Genomic DNA, 16,441 nt, shown 5'->3' on the forward strand with positions numbered 1-16,441 from the left:
GGGAAGTTCGGGGAAGGATGTTCACATGCCTGTCGCACCGAATGATGTACGGCCGTTCGCGGCGCTGGACGACGTGGACCGCGCGATCCTGGCCGAGCTGGCGGCGGACGGCCGGTTGCCGAACAACGCCCTGGCCGAGCGGGTGGGGGTGGCGCCGTCGACGTGCCTGACGCGGACCCGGGCGCTGCGCGAGTGCGGGGCGATCCGGGGGTTCCACGCGGAGGTGGACCCGGCGGCCGTGGGGTTGCCGTTGCAGGCGCTGGTGTCGGTGCGCCTGGCGGCGCACGAGCGGGCGGCCGTGGACGCGTTCCGGGCCCGGTCGGTGCGCCTGCCGGGGGTGGTGGCGGTGTTCCACGTGGCGGGCGCGGAGGACTACGTGCTGCACGTGCGGGCGGCGTCCGGGGACGCGCTGCGGGACTTCGTGCTGGACCATCTGGCGGTGGATCCGGCGGTGCAGCACACCCAGACGAGTCTGATCTTCGAGCAGGCCCGCGGCATGGGCTAGGTGGACCGATCACGCCGCTGTCACCGGCGCGCGGGGCGGGGGCCGGCGCCGCCGGTGCGGCGTCGCCACGCGCCGCGCCCGCGTCGGGACTCCGCTTCGGCGCGGCTCATCGACCGGATCGCGAGCCAGCACATCAGCGCCAGCGAACCGAAGAGGATCACGGTCCACGCGCGCCAGGTCGTGTTGAGGTCGTGCGCGGCCGGATACAGTCCGACGACCCCGGCGATGGCGGTGATGGCGAACAGCAGTTGCAGGCGCCGCTGGAAGTACGAGGTGCGCAGGTTCGAGACCTGTTCGAGGATGGCCCTGAGCTGCTCCAGCCGCCGCTGGGCCGCCTCGGCGTGCCCCTCGACGCGCAGCGCCTGGATGAGGAAGCGGGCGACCGCCACCCGCGCCGGGTCACGGAACATCAGGTCCACGTTGCCGATCTCGGCCAGCCCGTGCGCCAGTTCGATCTGCACCCGCGCCAGCTGCGCGACCCGGTGATCGGTGGCCTCGGCCGGGCTGGTGATCAGCCGTTCGTCCTCGTGATCGGCGGGGTCGACACCGATCCAGAGCTGGCAGAAGAACCACTGCGCATGGATCTGTCCGTACATCTCCTGCACGATGCCCAGCGCGTCGCGCGTCGCCTGCCCGTCGAGGACGGCCACGGTCGACCAGCCGCTGGAGTGCACGATCACGTCCTCGATGCGCAGCGCCGGCCAGGAGGGCGTGGCGGCCCCGTCGGTAGACCGGGGGGTCCGCGCGGTGAGGCCGAGCAGGGCGTCGACCAGGTGCGGGTCGCCGGTGTCGCCGGCGGTCTGCCGCAGGACGAAGAACTGGCGCATGTTCTGGAACGGGTAGCAGCGTTCCCGCGGCCGGAACGCCGGGCAGTCCAGCAGCGCCTGGCGCAGCCGGGTGACGTACGGGGCGGCCAGCCAACCGGCGTGGGTGCTGCTGTTGGCCTGCGCGGACTGCCGGTAGGAGGCGAGGTTCGCCGAGAGCACGCCGATGTCGTCGAGGTAGGCGAAGTAGTCCACGTTGTTGGCGGCCACCTGGTCGTCGTAGAAGCGCCGCAGGTCGTCGTCGGTCAGCGGCCGGGACGGCCCGGCCAGTCGGAGGTCGACCGAGACCAGGCCCAGCGCCGAGTACACGACGAGGTCGGTGCGGACCTGCCAGGTGACGTCGCGCAGGCGTACCTCGGAGTCGGGCAGCCGGATCGTCACGGTCGGCGGGTGCGTGGCCAGGTAGGAGATGTTGTAGGAGCGGGCGTCCCGGTCGTCGACGGCGTCGACGGAGACCTCCCCGAACTCCTGGAGGACCGGCATCGCCTGCCAGACGTCGTCGATGACCCCTCCGAGGTCGAACTTGATCGGCACATAGATGTGGTCGAGGTCCAGCGGCAAGGGGGCTCCCGGGTGGGGTCGGACGGCGACGAGGACTCTAACCCGCTTCGGCAAAGGCAATCACCGGAGTTACGTCCACAGGAGACGGCCGGTGGACCGGTCCGTTCGTCGCCGGGGCCGGCTCGTACCGGGCAGCCAGCAGAACCGACCGGGACGGCCGATAACCGACAAACCGCACCCGGGCCGTGCGGAAGCGGTTGCCCGCCGATCGACGGTACGGAACAAATCCGGCGCACGGCCGGTTGAGGGTGCTGTGATCGACGTACCCTTGTCTGTTCTTGATCTTGCCCCGGTGGCCGCCAGCGGCAGCGCCGGTGAGGCCCTGCGGCACACCACCGAGCTGGCCCGGCGCACCGAGGAGCTGGGCTACCGCCGGTTCTGGGTGGCCGAGCACCACAACATGCCGGCCATCGCCAGCTCCGCGCCGGCGGTGCTGCTGGCGCACCTGGGGGCGCACACCTCGACGATCCGGCTGGGCTCCGGCGGGGTGATGCTGCCCAACCACGCGCCGCTGGTGGTGGCCGAGCAGTTCGGCACCCTGGAGGCGCTGCACCCGGGCCGGATCGACCTGGGCATCGGCCGCGCGCCGGGCACCGACCAGGTGACCGCTCTGGCGTTGCGCCGGACCATGGAGGGCCTGTCGGCGGAGCACTTCCCCCGTGAGCTGGCCGACCTCATGAACTACTTCAGCGGCGCGGAGCCGGGGCCGATCACCGCGACGCCGGGCCGGGGGCAGTCGCCGGAGGTGTGGCTGCTCGGGTCGAGCGGGTTCAGCGCCCAGCTGGCCGGGCTGCTCGGGCTGCCGTTCTCGTTCGCGCACCACTTCAGCGCGCAGAACACCATCCCCGCGCTCCAGCTCTACCGGCAGAGCTTCCGGCCGTCGCAGTGGCTGGAGCAGCCGTACGCGATGGTGGCGGTCAACGCGGTCTGCGCGGAGACCGACGAGCGGGCGGAGTGGCTGGCCGGCCCGGCCGGGTTGTCCTTCCTGAAGCTGCGGTCGGGGCGGCCGGAGCCGCTGGTCAGCCCGGAGGAGGCGGCGGCCTACCCGTACTCGGAGTTCGAGCGGGAGTTCGTGGTGCAGCGCCGGGAGGGCCAGGCGACCGGTTCGCCGGAGACGGTGGCCCGGCAGCTCGGCGCGCTGCTGGAGCGCACCGGCGCGGACGAGCTGATGCTGACCACGATGGTCTACGACGTGGCCGACCGCGTGCGCTCGTTCGAGCTGATCGCCGAGAAGGTGGCCGGAGGCCTGCACCGGAAGGGCTGAAACACGCTCTTCATAGCCACGTCACCCCACCGTCGCGCGGGCCGCCTAACTTTGTAGCCGGTGGTGGTACGGCATTTCCGGTCGGGACGGGTCGGGAGTGCTGCGGTGTGGTGCACCGGGTCGCCGGCGAAGCGGATTCCGCGGCCGGCGGCCCGGTGCCTTCTCGTTCAGCGCAGGTAGATGTTCGGCGCGGGCGGGGTGCTCATGCCGTCGCCGAGGTGGAAGCCCGGGTGCGGCGGCTGGTTGTAGGCGGTGTTCTGCCAGGCGAGCGCGACGCGATACTGCGGGTCGTGCGCCAGCGTCGGCAGGCGCAGGCCGGTCGTGACGGGCGTGCTGTAGACGCGCAGCGCCGTGCTGTCGGCGGTCCGCCAGACCACCTCCTCGCGCCAGTCCCCGAGGATGTCGCCGGAGAGCGCCGGGGTGGACTTGGTGCCGTTGTTCGCCGCGACGCCGCTGCCGGTGAGCAGCCGGGTGTCGCCGCCGGTGCCGTACTTGTCGATCCGGGTGCCGTCGAGGAGTTCGCGCACCGGGTCGCCGTCCCACCAGGCGAGGAAGTTCGCCGAGGACGGCTTGCGGCCGACGTTGCGCCCCCGGGTGTCGAGCAGCCCGTCGACCGCGGAGGACCAGGACTCGGCGCCGGGGCTGCCGGCCCAGACGTCGTCGGAGACGCCGCGGCCGTTGTCGCCGTTCGGCGCGGTCTGCCAGAGCAGTTGGCCGGTGCGGGCGTCGGCCAGCCAGGAGCTGGGTTTGCTGCCGTCCTCGTCGACCTTGAAGACCTCCAGGCCGGCGCGGGCCGGATCGAGGTCGCCGACGTGCAGGGCGTCGCCGTGCCCGGTGCCGGTGGACCAGAGCAGCCGGCCGTTGTCGTCGATGGCGGCCGCGCCGTACACGATCTCCTGGCGGCCGTCGCCGTCGACGTCGGCCACCGACAGGTTGTGGTTGCCCTGGCCGGCGGCGGCGCCGTTGCCGCTGGCGTTGGAGTCGAAGGTCCACCGCCTGCGCAGGGTGCCGTCGCGGAAGTCCCAGGCGGCGATCACCGCGCGGGTGTAGTAGCCGCGGGCCATGATCAGCGACGGGCGCTGCCCGTCGAGGTAGGCGGTGGCGGCGAGGAACCGGTCGACGCGGTTGCCGTAGGAGTCGCCCCAGGAGGAGACGGTGCCGCGCGGCGGGTCGTAGTCGACGGTGGAGAGGGCGGCGCCGGTGCGGCCGTCGAACATGGTCAGGTACTCGGGCCCGGCGAGGACGTAGCCGCTGGAGTTGCGGTGGTCGGCCGACGAGGAGCCGATGACCTGGCCGGTGCCGGAGCGGGTGCCGTCGGCGGTCTTCGCGGCCACCTCGGCGTCCCCGTCGCCGTCGTAGTCGTAGACCTGGAACTGGGTGTAGTGGGCGCCGGCGCGGATGTTGCGCCCCAGGTCGACGCGCCACAGCCGGGCGCCGGTGAGGGTGTAGGCGTCGAGGTAGACGTTGCCGGTGTAGCCGGACTGGGAGTTGTCCTTGCTGTTGGAGGGATCCCACTTGAGCACGAACTCGTAGCGGCCGTCGCCGTCGAGGTCGCCCACACTGGCGTCGTTCGCGGAGTAGGTGTACGCCTCCCCGGTCGGGGTGGTGCCGCCGGGCGGGGCCTGGATCGGCACGTCCAGGTAGCCGGCCGCGAACTGCAGCGCCGGGGCGGAGGCGGCCTGCTCGGCGCCGTTCACCACGGCCCGCACGGTGTACGCGGACCCGGCGGCCGCGCCGCTGTCGAGCCAGCTGGTGGCGCCGGTGATCGGGGTGCTGTTGACCTTGGTGGCGCCGCGGTAGAGGTTGAACGACACGCCGGAGGTCTCGGTGCCGAGCAGCCGCCACGAGACCAGGTTCCCGCTGCCCGAGCGGACGCTGACCAGCCCCCGGTCGAGCTTCTCCATCTGCTTCGCGCCGGCGGGCGGGGTGGTGGGCGTCGGGGTCGGGGTGGGCGTCGGGCTCGCCGAGGTCGGCGGCGGCGCGCTGGTCGGGCCGGTCGCGCCCATGCAGGTGACGCCGTTGAGCGCGAAGCCGGTCGGGGCGGGATTGCCGGCGTCGTTCCAGGAGCCGTTGAAGCCGAAGTTCGCGGTGCCGCCGGTGCCGATGGCGGCGTTGTAACCGGCGTCACGGGCCGTGACCTGGGCGCCGGACTGGCTCACCGTGGCGTTCCAGCTCTGGGCGACCTGCTGGCCGGCGGCGAAGGCCCAGGTGAGCGTCCAGCCGTTCAGCGGATCGCCGAGGTTGGTGACGGTGACGTCGGCGCCGAAGCCGCCGCCCCACTGGTTGGTGATCCGGTAGTCGACGCGGCAGCCGGTGGCCGCCGCGGCGGCGGTCACCGTGCCGAGGGCGCCGGCCAGGAGGGTGGCCGCCGAGGCCGCGGCGAGCAGCGCGGTGCGGCGGCGCGGGGTGCGGAGGTGCACGAGAATGCCTTTCGCGGAGGTCAGGCACGCGACGGACGCGCCGGCCTGCCCGGGCCGGCGGAGAGAGGTACGCCGCGCTGACGTGACGAGATCGACGTCGGTGACTGGCTCCGCGCCAAGTCAGGGTAGGACAACGCTTTCCCACCGCACAACCACATCCGCCCGGCCGGGGCCGGGCCGGGGCGGTCAGCCCTCGACGGCGGCGGCGAGCCGGCGGGTTTCCTCCGGCTCGGTGGCGGCGGCCTCGGTGGCGTGGACCGATTCGGCGGCCGGGGTGGCCGGCTCGGCGACCGGCGCGGCGGGCTGGGCGGCGAGGGCGGCCTCGACGGTGGCGCGGGCCCGGCGGGTGCGCCGCAGCGCCCGCACGGCCAGCACCAGGGCGACGAGCCAGCCGGCGCCGAGCACCGTGTAGGCCAGGGCGGGGACCGGGCCGCCCAGCTCACCGGCGCGCAGCAGGGTGCGGGTGTTGGTCAGCACGATCACCCCGCCGATGACGGCGCCGAGCAGCTGCGCGGGGACGATGCGGACCAGCCAGGCGGCGATCGGCGCGGCGATCAGGCCGCCGATCAGCAGCGCGGCCACGGTGGGCAGCAGGAAGCCCTCGGAGCCGAGGCCGATCAGGAAGCCGGCACTGGCCGCGCCGGCCACCAGGAACTCGGAGGTGTCGACGGAGCCGATCACCTTGCGGGGTTCCATCCGGCCGGACACCAGCAGCGCCGGGGTGGCGACCGGGCCCCAGCCGCCCCCGCCGGTGGCGTCGACGAAGCCGGCGACCAGGCCGAGCGGGGCCAGGAAGCGGCTGCGGAGCCGCCCGGCGGCCCGGTTGGCGCGCAGCGGCCGGGAGAAGCGGACCAGCAGGTAGGCGCCGAGGGTGAACAGGATGGCGGCCATCCAGGGCGCCGCGGACTCGGTGGAGATGGAGCTGAGGAAGGTGGCGCCCGCGAACGCGCCGACGGCGCCGGGCAGCGCGATCCGGCCGACCACGCGCCAGTCCACGTTGCCGAACCGCCAGTGCGAGACGCCGGCGGCCAGGGTGGTGCCGATCTCGGCCAGGTGCACCGAGGCGGAGGCTGCGGCCGGGGCCACCCCGGCGAAGAGGAGCAGGGTCGAGGAGGTCAGCCCGTACGCCATGCCGAGCGCGCCGTCGACCAGTTGCGCGGCGAGCCCGACGAGGGCGAGGACCAGCAGCTTGCGCACGAGCGCCCCCTGACTTTTCGGTATCTCCTATCGACTTGGTCGACAATGCGGCACGGGGGCGCTCCGGTCAAGTCCTCCATCCGGTTAATGGGGACGCGCCGGACGGCGCGACGGCCGCGCGGGACGGCGCCACCGGGTCGCCGGGTCGCAGGTCGCCGGTCGCCGGTCGCCGGGTCGGAGCGTCAGCTCCAGGCGCGGGGGTCGGCGGCGAGGTCGTTGATCCGGCCGGGCAGGCTGCCGCTGGCCACGTCGGCGATGGTGACCAGTTCGAGGATCTCCCGCTCGCTGGCCCGCAGGGCGATCCACACGTCCTGCAGGGCACGCGCCGCACCCTGGTAGCCGAGCTGCTCCGGGCGCTGGCCGCGGACGTTCGCCAGCGGGCCGTCAATCACCCGGATCACCTCGGCGAGGGAGATCTCCGCCGCGGGCCGGGCCAGCCAGTAGCCGCCCTCGGGGCCGCGCTGGGCGTGCACGATGCCGCTGCGGCGCAGCTGGAGCAGGATGCTCTCCAGGAACTTCGGCGGGATCTCCTGGGCGCGGGCGATCTGCTCGGCGGTCACCGGCCGGGTCCGCCCGGCGGCCGCGCCGTCGGCGACCGAGGCCAGCTCGGCGGCCGCGCGGAGGGCATAGTCGACCCGAGCGGAGAGGCGCATGCCGGCAAGGTTAGTCGCCTGGTCAGCCGCCCGGTTTCCCGACCCTCGGCCGAACGGTCACGGATTCGGCGGTCAGGCGCCGACCCGGCGCAGCAGCCCCTCCTGCACGGCGCTGGCGATGTGCCGGCCGTCGGTGGTGAACATCCGGCCGGTGGCCAGGCCCCGGGCGCCGGACGCCGACGGGCTCCAGCAGTCGTAGAGGAACCACTCGTCGGCGCGGAACGACCGGTGGAACCAGAGCGCGTGGTCGAGGCTCGCGCCCACCACTCCCCCGGGTCCCCACACCTCCCCGTGCACCGACAGGACCGAGTCGAGCAGGGTCAGGTCGGAGGCGTAGGTGAGGGCGCAGGCGTGCAGCAGCGGGTCGTCGGGGAGCTTGCCGTCGAGGCGCATCCAGACCCGCTGGTGGGGTTCGGCGGGGCGGTCGCCGGGGCGTACCCAGCCGGGCTCGCCGACGTAGCGGACGTCGATCGGGCGGGGGATCTGGCCCCAGATGCCCAGGCGCTCCGGGTAGCGGGAGAGCCGGTCGGTCATGGTCGGGACGTCGTCCGGGGCGGGCACGTCGGGCGGGACCGGCGCGTGGTGGTCCAGCCCCTCCTCCTGCCGCTGGAACGAGGCCGACATGAAGAAGATCGGCTTGTCGTGCTGGAGCGCCACGGAGCGGCGCACCGAGAAGGACCGCCCGTCCCGGACGTTCTCCACCTGGTATTCGATCGGCTCGACGGGGTCGCCGGGGCGGACGAAGTAGCCGTGCAGGGAGTGCACGAAGCGCTCCGCGTCGACGGTGCGTCCGGCGGCGACCAGGGCCTGGCCGGCGACCTGGCCGCCGTAGACCCGCTGCGGGCCCACCGGCGGGCTGATCCCGCGGAAGGTCATCCCGCCGGTCTGGTCGAGGTCCAGCACCTCCAGGAGCTGGTCGACCGCGGCCTGACCGGTCGCCACCGGACTCTCGCTCACTGAGGCGTCTCCGTTCGCGGCTGCGGGGCTCGCCAAGCCAGCTCGGTCCTCGCGCTCACTGAAGCGCCCGGGCCGAGGCGGCGTCCACCAGCGAGCCGAGCTGGTGCACGCGCAGGGTGTTGGTGGAGCCGGGGGTGCCGGGCGGGCTGCCCGCCACGATCACCACGTAGTCGCCGGGGTTGGCCCGGTTGAGCCCGAGCAGCGCCTGGTCGACCTGGCGGAACATGTCGTCGGTGTGCTCGACGAACGGCATGAGGAACGTCTCCACGCCCCAGGAGAGCGCGAGCTGGTTGCGCACCTCCGGCACCGGGGTGAAGGCCAGCAGCGGCAGGTCGCAGTGCAGCCGGGCGAGCCGCTTGACGGTGTCGCCGGTCTGCGAGAAGGCGACCATGGCCTTCGCGCCGATGGCCCGGGCGATCGAGGAGGCGGCCACGGTGAGCGCGCCACCGTGGGTACGCGGGTCGTGCTGCAGCCGCGGCACGCCGATCGAGCCGGCCTCGGTGGTGGTGACGATCTTCGCCATGGTGCTGACCGTGAGCACCGGGTACTTGCCGACGCTGGTCTCGCCGGAGAGCATCACCGCGTCCGCGCCGTCGAGCACCGCGTTGGCCACGTCCGAGGCCTCGGCGCGGGTGGGGCGCGAATTCTCGATCATGGAGTCGAGCATCTGGGTGGCCACGATGACCGGCTTGGCGTTCTCCCGGCAGAGCTGCACGGCCCGCTTCTGCACCAGCGGCACCTGGTCCAGCGGCAGCTCGACGCCGAGGTCGCCGCGGGCCACCATGACGCCGTCGAAGGCGAGCACGATCGCCTCCAGGTGGTCGACCGCCTCGGGCTTCTCGACCTTGGCCAGCACCGGGCGTTGGACGCCTTCCTCGGCCATGATCGAGTGGACGAGCTTGATGTCCTCGGGCGAGCGGACGAAGGAGAGCGCGATCAGGTCGACGCCCAGGCGGAGGGCGAAGCGCAGGTCCTCGGCGTCCTTTTCCGACATGGCGGGCACGCTGACCGCCACGTTCGGCAGGGAGACGCCCTTGTTGTTGGAGACCGGGCCGCCCTCGGTGACCAGGACGCGGATGTCGTTGCCGCTCACGTCGCTGACCTCGACCGCGACCCGGCCGTCGTCGATCAGCAGCCGGTCGCCCGGCTTCACCTCCTGCGGCAGCTTGCGGTAGGTGCAGGAGACCCGGTCCTTGGTGCCGAGGATCTCGTCGCCGGTGATGACGACCGAGTCGCCGGTGCGCCACTCGTGGGGGCCGTCGGCGAACCTGCCGAGGCGGATCTTGGGACCCTGGAGGTCGGCGAGCACGGCGACCGGCTGCCCGGACGCCTCGGCCGCCTCGCGGACCAGCCGGTAGACGGACTCGTGGTCCTCGTGACTGCCGTGGCTGAAGTTCAGCCTCGCCACGTTCATGCCCGCCTCTACCAGGCCCCGGATGCGCTCGGGGGACGAGGTGGCGGGGCCGAGGGTGCAGACGATTTTCGCGCGGCGTGTCACGCCCATCAGGCTAGTCTCTCCTCCGGGTCGACCTGCCGGCCGGCCCCTTTCGGACTGCGGAACAGTTGTCCAGACGACGCGCGATACCCGCGCCGGCGGGCGGTGCTGCACCGCACGGGGGCGTCGTGTGTCGCGGGCATCGGCGACCGCGCGGCGGAAATCGTACCCGCTCGCGTTCCGCCCTCGTCGGAGCGCTCCCGGAGATCGACGGGCGCCGCGGGTCGTGGCGGGGCGCGGGGACGCGGGGGGACCCCGCGGCCGCCCGGGAGACGGTCAGCTCTGCGTCTTGGCGAGCGGGAACTCCAGCGAGCCGGCCGGGCAGAGGAACGTGAGCACCTCGACGCGGTAGAGCCCGGCCTGCACCGCCGGGTCGGCCTCCATCACGCTGCGGACGTCGTCGACCGAGCCGGTGCGGGCCAGGCCGAAGCCGATCGGCGGGTCCGGCTCGCGGGCCGGGCCGTCGACCGAGCCGTCGACCAGGACGATGCCCCGCCGTTGCAGCGCCCGGATGTGCTGGATGTGCTCGGCCTGGAGCCGTTGCACGGTCTCCTCCGGCAGGGCCCGGCCCGACGGCCCCGGGTAGAGCACGATGCACTCGTACGTGTCGAGCGCGAAGTCGAGCCGTGGCGTCGCGGCCATGCGCACCTCCAGACCACCGTTCCGCCCAGCGTCGCACGGCGGTCCCCGCCCCCGGGGTCGCTCGCCGCAACTGGCGGAAACACCCACGCCCGGACGTTGACGGCGGCGATTCGCGGGAAAGACTTCCGGTCGGGGCGGCGACCGCCGCCGACGACGACGCGCAGGAGGACCGCCATGGCGACCAGCACCGGGCCCGCGAAGGCCTCGGGCACCTACCGGATCGGCGGCGACCTCCAGGTCGACCGGCTCGGCTACGGGGCCATGCAGCTCACCGGCCCCGGGGTCTGGGGCGATCCGAAGGACCCGGCCGAGGCGGTGCGGGTGCTGCGCCGCGCGTACGAGCTGGGCGTGACGTTCATCGACACGGCCGACTCCTACGGCCCCTTCGTGAGCGAGCTGCTGATCAAGGAGGCGCTGCACCCGTACGCCGAGGACCTGGTCATCGCGACCAAGGCCGGGCTGACCCGCTCCGGCCCGGGCGACTGGCGGCCGGTGGGCCGCCCCGAGTACCTGCGCCAGCAGTGCGAGCTGAGCCTGCGCCACCTGGGCCTGGACTGCATCCCGCTCTACCAGCTGCACCGGATCGACGCGAAGGTGCCGCTGGAGGACCAGCTCGGCGAGCTGGCGCTGCTCCAGCAGGAGGGAAAGGTGCGGCACATCGGGCTCTCCGAGGTGAGCGTGGAGCAGATCGAGGCGGCCCGGAAGATCACCCCGGTGGTGTCGGTGCAGAACCTCTACAACCTCGCCGACCGCAGCGCCGAGGACGTGCTGGACCACTGCGAGCGCAACGACCTGGCGTTCATCCCGTGGTTCCCGATCGCCACCGGCAACCTGGCCCGGCCGGGCGGCCCGCTGGACGCGATCTCCACCGACCACGGCGCGACGCCCGCGCAGCTCGCCCTCGCCTGGCTGTTGCGCCGGTCGCCGGTCGTGCTCCCCATTCCGGGTACGTCGTCCGTGGCGCACCTGGAGGAGAACGTGGCCGCGGCCGAGGTGCGGCTCAGCGACGAGGAGTTCGAGGCGCTCGCCAAGGCCGCCTGACGAGCCCCTTTCCGAAGCGTGATCGAGCCGCTACCGTCAGAAGGATTCTCACGCCCGGGACGAGCGGGGGTCCGGAGTGGACGGTTTCGACTACGTGATCGTCGGTGCCGGGGCGGCCGGGTGCGTGCTGGCCAACCGGCTCAGCGAGGACCCGGGCACCCGGGTGCTGCTGATCGAGGCGGGCGGCTGGGACCGCAGCCCCTTCGTGCGCGTACCCAAGGCGTTCGCCCGGCTCATGGACGGCCCGCGCACGGCCTGGCACTATCCGGCGACCGTCGCGCCGGGGCGGCGCGAGACCTGGCAGCGCGGCCGGCTGATCGGCGGTTCGACGGCCATCAACGGCATGATCTGGAGCCGCGGCGCGGCGGCGGACTGGGACGCGCTGGCGCCCCTCGGCTGGGGCTGGTCGGCCATGCGGCCGATCTTCGAGAGGTTGGCGGACCACCCGTCGCGCGGCGGCGGCCCGGTGCGCCTGTCCGTCGCCACCGGCACCGACCCGCTCTGCGAGGAGATGCTGGAGACCGGGGCGGAGCTGGGCTGGCGCCGGGTCGACGACCTCGACGCCGGCGACGGCGAGCGGATCAGCTACGTCACGGCCACCATCCGCGCCGGGCGCCGGGTCACCGCCGCCGACGCCTTCCTGCATCCGGTCCGGCAGCGGCCGAACCTGACCGTCGCGGTCGACACCGTCGCCCTGCGCGTGCTGGTGGAGGGCGGCCGGGCGGTCGGCGTACGGGTCGCGCACCGCGGCCGGGAGGTCGACCACCGGGCGGCCGCCGAGGTGATCCTCGCCGCGGGCGCCCTCGCCACCCCGCACCTGTTGCAGGTCTCCGGCATCGGGCCGGCCGACACCCTGCGCGCCGCGGGCGTCCCGGTGCTGCTCGACCGGCCCCGGGTGGGCGCGGGCCTGCGGGAGCACCGGCCGATCCCCGTGCAGTACCGGCTGGCCGAGGCCGGCGGCTACAACGCCCGGCTGGGCACACCGCTGGGCCAGGCCCGCGCCGCCCTGCGCTACCTGGCCACCCGCGGTGGCCCGCTCGCCCTGCCGGTGATGGACGTCGCGGCCCACGTCCGGTCCCGTCCGGAGCTGGACCGCCCGGACGTGCACCTGCTCATGGCGCCCTTCTCCGCGGCGCCGCCGCGCCCCGGCCGGGCCCTGGAGCTGGAGCGGGAGCCGGGCCTGCTGTGCCTGGGCACGGTGACCCGCCCCGACAGCGAGGGCCGCCTGGCGATCACCGACCCCGACCCCCGCACGCCGCCGGCGATCGTGGCGAACTACTTCGCCACCGCGCACGACCGCCGGGTCGCCGTGGACGCGGTGCGCCTCGTGCGGGACCTGTTCGCCACCGGGCCGATCGCCAAGCGGATCGCGGCGGAGACCCTGCCCGGGCCGGCGGTCCAGACCGACGAGGAGATCATCGAGGCCGGGCGGGCGCACGGCTACTGCGGCTACCACGCCATCGGCACCTGCGCCATGGGCGCGGACGACGAGCACGTGGTCGACCCCCGGCTCCGGGTGCGCGGGGTGAGCGGGCTGCGGGTGGTCGACGCGTCGGTGCTGCCCGTCATGGTGTCCGGCTGGACCAGCGCGCCGGTGACCGCGCTGGCCTGGCGGGCGGCCGACCTCATCCTCGACCCGGCCGCCGGGTGAGCGAGGGCTCGACGGCCGCCGGCGCGGCGACCGTCGAGCCCGGATCCGATCTCAGAGCGCGAAACAGTTGGGGCGGATCGCGGCGCCGGCGAGCACCTGCCGCACGACGCTGTAGGTGGTGCCGTCGAGGACCAGGCCGAGGTGGCCGACGATCCGCAGCGGGCACCACGCCTGCACCAGGACGTTGGTGGCGCCGTCGGCGAGGGAGGCGTTGTCGACCGGGCGCACCAGCTCGTCCTGCCAGGTGCGGACGGTGGTCCAGCGGACCGCGCCCGGGGTGTCGTCGCCGCCGTTCAAGTCGGCCAGGAAGCTGGACCCGATGGACATCTGCTGGCAGGCGACGATGCCCGCGCAGCTGCCCAGCCCCAGGAAGTTGATGATGTTGGCGACGTAGGTGCCCTGCTGCGGGCTGCCCAGGCTGACGTACTGGTCGACCTTGGCGGCGCCACCGAGGAACTTGACGTACCAGCGGGAGACCAGGCCACCCTCGGAGTGGGTGACCAGATCCACCTTGGCCGCCCCGGTGGCGGAGCGGACCTGGTCGACATAGGACGACAGGGCCCGGGCGGACTCGCGGATGTCGCCGAAACCGAGGTTCGGCAACTGGTAGATGGAGACCCGGTAGCCGTCGGCGCGCAGCCGGGCGGCGATCGGCTCGTAGGCGATGGAGATTCCGATCAGGCCGCCGACCACGATGACCGGGTCGGCGCCGGCGGCGGCAGCGGACTGGACGGCCTCGGCCGTGCCGGCTTCGGCGCTGCCGGTCGAGGTGGCGGTGGTGGTGGCTGCTGCGGTCGTCGTGGGCTCGGCGAAGGCGGCGGTGGCCGGGACGAGCAGGGCGGTGGCGGCGGTGGTGGCGGCCAGGATCGTTCGGAGCAGCATGGGCTGCACCTCCGGTGGGAGGCCCCGATGTTCCGGGAGGGACGGGTGGGGGGATCCGATCGATCGTGGAAACGATGATGCGTGTCCGATTTCACACACGTCAATGGAAAGTTACGCGCTGGTAACCCGTTGTTCCGCAGGGGGCACAAAGCGGCGTATCCGGCGTCGAGCGGTCCCCCGGCCGACCGGCACGGATGGCATGCTGAAAGCCGTGTCCGCCCCACCGACGCCGGAGAAGCCGCTCCGGGTGATGCCCTGGTGGTTGGCGCTGCTCGGGCTTCTGCTCGCCGTCGGACTCGGCTGGCTGGTGCTGGACCTGCTGCTCGCCGAGGCGGATCGGGCCGCCCAGCCGGACACCCGGGCCACGCTGCGCGTCGACGCCATCCGCACCGGCCTCACGGTGGTCGCCGGCACCGGCGGCGGGCTGGCGCTGCTGCTCGCCGCCCGTCGACAGTGGATCAACGAACGCGGGCAGCGGCACCAGGAGGCCGTGGCCGAACGCGACCAGGCGCACCGCGACCGGGTGCAGGCACACGCCGAGACGGTCGCCGACGCCGGGCAGCGGCACCAGGAGCGGCAGGCCACCGCCGTCGAGCACGACGCCGCCGAGCGGCGGCTCACCGAGCTGTACGTCCGGGCCATCGAGCTGGTCGGCAGCGACAACCCCGCGGTACGCCTCGGCGGCCTGCACGCCCTGGAACGGCTCGGTCAGGACAACCCGGGGCAGCGGCCGACGATCGTGGCGGTGCTCTGCGCGTACCTCCGGATGCCGGCGCCCGACGACCCGCGCGAGACCGAGGTGCGCCGCACCGCGCAGCGGATGCTCACCCGGCACCTCCGCGCGGACGGCGAGGGCTGGTGGCCCGGCATCGCGCTGGACCTCACCGGCGCCCGGCTGCACGACTTCGACGCCGCCGGCTGCACCCTCGTGGACCTGGACCTCACCGGAGCGGTCTGCACCGGCACCACCAGCTTCGCCGGGGCGGTCGTGCGCGGACGGCTCCTGCTGAGCGCCGAGTTCGCCGACGCCGTGTTCGAGGATCTCACCGGCGACGCGGAACTCGTGCTGGACGGCGCCCGCTTCGCGGGCCGGGTGAGCTTCGACCGGGCCGACCTCGGCGGCACGCTGTCCTGCAACGGGACGAGCTTCGGACCGGTCTCGTTCCGCGGCGCCACGCTGCGGCAGCCCAGCAGCTTCGACCGGGCCCGGTTCGCGGACAGCGCCAGCTTCCGGGAGGCGGTCTTCCTGGCCGGACTGTCCATGGAGCACGCCACCTTCGAGGCGTACGCGGGCTTCCGCCGGGCGCGGTTCGCCGACCTGGCGCTGTTCCGCTGGACCGAGTTCGGCGAGGAGGCGTGGTTCGAGGGGGCCCGCTTCGAGGGGGCCGCCAACTTCGGCCGGGCCGTGTTCCACGGCCGGGCCCGCTTCGAGGGGGCGACACTGGCCCGCCGGGCGCTGGTCGACCAGGCCCGCGCGTCGACGTCGGTGACCCACGTCTGGCCGCCGGACACCACCGTCGAGCGGCGCGACGACGAGTGGCTCGTCCTCACCGATCCCTGACGAACTGGCGCCGGTCCGGGGCGAACCCGGCTCGACCCGCGAGCCGAGGGCTCAGCTGCCCAGCGCCTGGACCTTGGCGATCGTCTCCTGGACGTGCTGGCGGGCCGGCTCGCCGCCCTGGGCCGCCTGGCCGAGCGCCTGCCGGTAGGCGTCGATCATGTTGAGCAACGGCCCGGCCGCCACACCCTCCAGCGCGCCGGCTACCAGCGCCCGGGCCTCGGCGGCGTCCTGGGCCGCGGCGGCCGTCCTGGCCTTCGCCTCATCCAGCTTCTGGGCCGCCGCCGCCAGCCTCGCGATGATGTCCGCTGCGCTCACGCGCCCTCCCCACATCGCCGGATCGATCGGCGGTCAGCGCTCCGCCACGAAGACGCCTACGCCACCCACACCTTCCACCAGGCCCTCGATTTTGAGTGCGTTGATCGCCTGCCGCACCACGATCGCAGAAACGCCGTGCTGGCGACAGAGTTCGGATGTGGACGGCAACTTGTCGCCCGGCGCGAGGTCGCCGGACTCGATCTGCGCGCGGATGCCGTCGGCGATCTGCGCCCACTTGGCTTTGGCGGGCATTGATGTCTCCCAGGTCTGCACCGCCATTCGATCACGCTCAAGCTTATTATAGCAAGCAATGTGCGGAGGGTGCTTGCGCATGCATGACCTGTTATATACGCTCCCCCTGACCGGCTCCCAGGTCTGCAACCCGGGCTGGTCGTTCCCACCGCGCAGAGCGCCCGGTCGGCCGGTCCCCCTGGACGGCCGGGCGTGCCGTTGGCCTGCCGGCAGGCCCCCGC

At 73.6% G+C, this 16,441-nt stretch carries 15 protein-coding genes; 5 read left to right on the plus strand and 10 right to left on the minus strand.

From position 1 onward, the window contains the following. The first annotated feature begins 25 nt into the window (after nucleotides 1-25). Complete coding sequence (locus ACQP12_RS24055; protein WP_357950058.1) at nucleotides 26-505, plus strand: Lrp/AsnC family transcriptional regulator; 480 nt, start codon at nucleotides 26-28, stop codon at nucleotides 503-505. Between the two features lie 20 nt (nucleotides 506-525). Here the strand turns inward: ACQP12_RS24055 and ACQP12_RS24060 are convergent, their stop codons facing one another. Continuing rightward, a complete protein-coding gene (locus ACQP12_RS24060) occupies nucleotides 526-1,890 on the minus strand; it encodes a hypothetical protein (RefSeq protein WP_433282228.1) in 1,365 nt (454 codons plus the stop codon). A gap of 253 nt (nucleotides 1,891-2,143) precedes the next feature. On the opposite strand from ACQP12_RS24060, the gene ACQP12_RS24065 reads away from it, so the two are divergent. Then, nucleotides 2,144-3,154: an LLM class flavin-dependent oxidoreductase gene (locus ACQP12_RS24065; RefSeq protein ID WP_357950063.1), complete on the plus strand. Its 1,011-nt coding sequence runs from the start codon at nucleotides 2,144-2,146 to the stop codon at nucleotides 3,152-3,154. Nucleotides 3,155-3,321: 167 nt separating this feature from the next. On the opposite strand, the gene ACQP12_RS24070 is transcribed toward ACQP12_RS24065, so the two are convergent. From ACQP12_RS24070 to ACQP12_RS24095, 6 genes are all read right to left on the minus strand, one after another. Then, a complete protein-coding gene (locus ACQP12_RS24070) occupies nucleotides 3,322-5,574 on the minus strand; it encodes a cellulose binding domain-containing protein (protein ID WP_433282231.1) in 2,253 nt (750 codons plus the stop codon). A 186-nt stretch (nucleotides 5,575-5,760) separates the two neighbouring features. Next, complete coding sequence (locus tag ACQP12_RS24075) at nucleotides 5,761-6,771, minus strand: sulfite exporter TauE/SafE family protein (RefSeq protein WP_433282233.1); 1,011 nt, start codon at nucleotides 6,769-6,771, stop codon at nucleotides 5,761-5,763. 182 nt (nucleotides 6,772-6,953) lie between these two features. Then, complete coding sequence (locus tag ACQP12_RS24080) at nucleotides 6,954-7,424, minus strand: RrF2 family transcriptional regulator (protein ID WP_357950070.1); 471 nt, start codon at nucleotides 7,422-7,424, stop codon at nucleotides 6,954-6,956. Nucleotides 7,425-7,496: 72 nt separating this feature from the next. Continuing rightward, entirely contained in the window at nucleotides 7,497-8,381 is an 885-nt protein-coding gene (locus ACQP12_RS24085) for an acyl-CoA thioesterase (RefSeq protein ID WP_357950073.1), read from the minus strand. A 55-nt stretch (nucleotides 8,382-8,436) separates the two neighbouring features. After that, nucleotides 8,437-9,885, minus strand: a complete 1,449-nt coding sequence (gene pyk, locus ACQP12_RS24090) for a pyruvate kinase (RefSeq protein ID WP_433282236.1) — start codon at nucleotides 9,883-9,885, stop codon at nucleotides 8,437-8,439. 267 nt (nucleotides 9,886-10,152) lie between these two features. Continuing rightward, a complete protein-coding gene (locus ACQP12_RS24095; protein ID WP_151462389.1) occupies nucleotides 10,153-10,518 on the minus strand; it encodes a YciI family protein in 366 nt (121 codons plus the stop codon). A gap of 174 nt (nucleotides 10,519-10,692) precedes the next feature. Here ACQP12_RS24095 and ACQP12_RS24100 point away from each other — a divergent pair, with 174 nt between their 5' ends. Both ACQP12_RS24100 and ACQP12_RS24105 read left to right on the plus strand, forming a co-directional pair. Then, nucleotides 10,693-11,559 carry an aldo/keto reductase gene (locus ACQP12_RS24100; RefSeq protein ID WP_357950078.1) on the plus strand — a complete coding sequence of 289 codons (867 nt, stop codon included), beginning with the start codon at nucleotides 10,693-10,695 and terminating at the stop codon, nucleotides 11,557-11,559. A gap of 76 nt (nucleotides 11,560-11,635) precedes the next feature. Continuing rightward, on the plus strand, nucleotides 11,636-13,210 hold the full coding sequence (locus ACQP12_RS24105) for a GMC family oxidoreductase (RefSeq protein WP_433282239.1): 1,575 nt from the start codon (nucleotides 11,636-11,638) through the stop codon (nucleotides 13,208-13,210). A gap of 51 nt (nucleotides 13,211-13,261) precedes the next feature. Here ACQP12_RS24105 and ACQP12_RS24110 read toward each other — a convergent pair whose 3' ends face one another. After that, nucleotides 13,262-14,092 carry an esterase/lipase family protein gene (locus ACQP12_RS24110; protein WP_433282240.1) on the minus strand — a complete coding sequence of 277 codons (831 nt, stop codon included), beginning with the start codon at nucleotides 14,090-14,092 and terminating at the stop codon, nucleotides 13,262-13,264. 211 nt (nucleotides 14,093-14,303) lie between these two features. On the opposite strand from ACQP12_RS24110, the gene ACQP12_RS24115 reads away from it, so the two are divergent. Then, nucleotides 14,304-15,653, plus strand: coding sequence for a pentapeptide repeat-containing protein (locus ACQP12_RS24115; protein ID WP_433282243.1), 1,350 nt, complete (start codon nucleotides 14,304-14,306; stop codon nucleotides 15,651-15,653). A 51-nt stretch (nucleotides 15,654-15,704) separates the two neighbouring features. On the opposite strand, the gene ACQP12_RS24120 is transcribed toward ACQP12_RS24115, so the two are convergent. Both ACQP12_RS24120 and ACQP12_RS24125 read right to left on the minus strand, forming a co-directional pair. After that, a complete protein-coding gene (locus ACQP12_RS24120) occupies nucleotides 15,705-15,968 on the minus strand; it encodes a DUF6244 family protein (protein ID WP_357950089.1) in 264 nt (87 codons plus the stop codon). 33 nt (nucleotides 15,969-16,001) lie between these two features. Beyond that, nucleotides 16,002-16,247 (minus strand): winged helix-turn-helix domain-containing protein, encoded by a 246-nt coding sequence (locus ACQP12_RS24125; protein ID WP_433282246.1) that lies wholly within the window; start codon nucleotides 16,245-16,247, stop codon nucleotides 16,002-16,004. Between the last annotated feature and the right edge of the window lie 194 nt (nucleotides 16,248-16,441).

The sequence above is a fragment of the Micromonospora sp. CA-244673 genome, from assembly GCF_050948395.1.
Lineage (GTDB): Bacteria > Actinomycetota > Actinomycetes > Mycobacteriales > Micromonosporaceae > Micromonospora.

Bases quoted from the DNA above. Each gene is read 5' to 3' on its own strand.
- ACQP12_RS24080 (WP_357950070.1), bottom strand. From the start codon at position 7,424: ATGCGCCTCTCCGCTCGGGTCGACTATGCCCTCCGCGCGGCCGCCGAG.
- ACQP12_RS24110 (WP_433282240.1), bottom strand. From the start codon at position 14,092: ATGCTGCTCCGAACGATCCTGGCCGCCACCACCGCCGCCACCGCCCTG.
- ACQP12_RS24100 (WP_357950078.1), top strand. From the start codon at position 10,693: ATGGCGACCAGCACCGGGCCCGCGAAGGCCTCGGGCACCTACCGGATC.
- ACQP12_RS24055 (WP_357950058.1), top strand. From the start codon at position 26: ATGCCTGTCGCACCGAATGATGTACGGCCGTTCGCGGCGCTGGACGAC.
- pyk (WP_433282236.1), bottom strand. From the start codon at position 9,885: ATGGGCGTGACACGCCGCGCGAAAATCGTCTGCACCCTCGGCCCCGCC.
- ACQP12_RS24095 (WP_151462389.1), bottom strand. From the start codon at position 10,518: ATGGCCGCGACGCCACGGCTCGACTTCGCGCTCGACACGTACGAGTGC.
- ACQP12_RS24125 (WP_433282246.1), bottom strand. From the start codon at position 16,247: ATGGCGGTGCAGACCTGGGAGACATCAATGCCCGCCAAAGCCAAGTGG.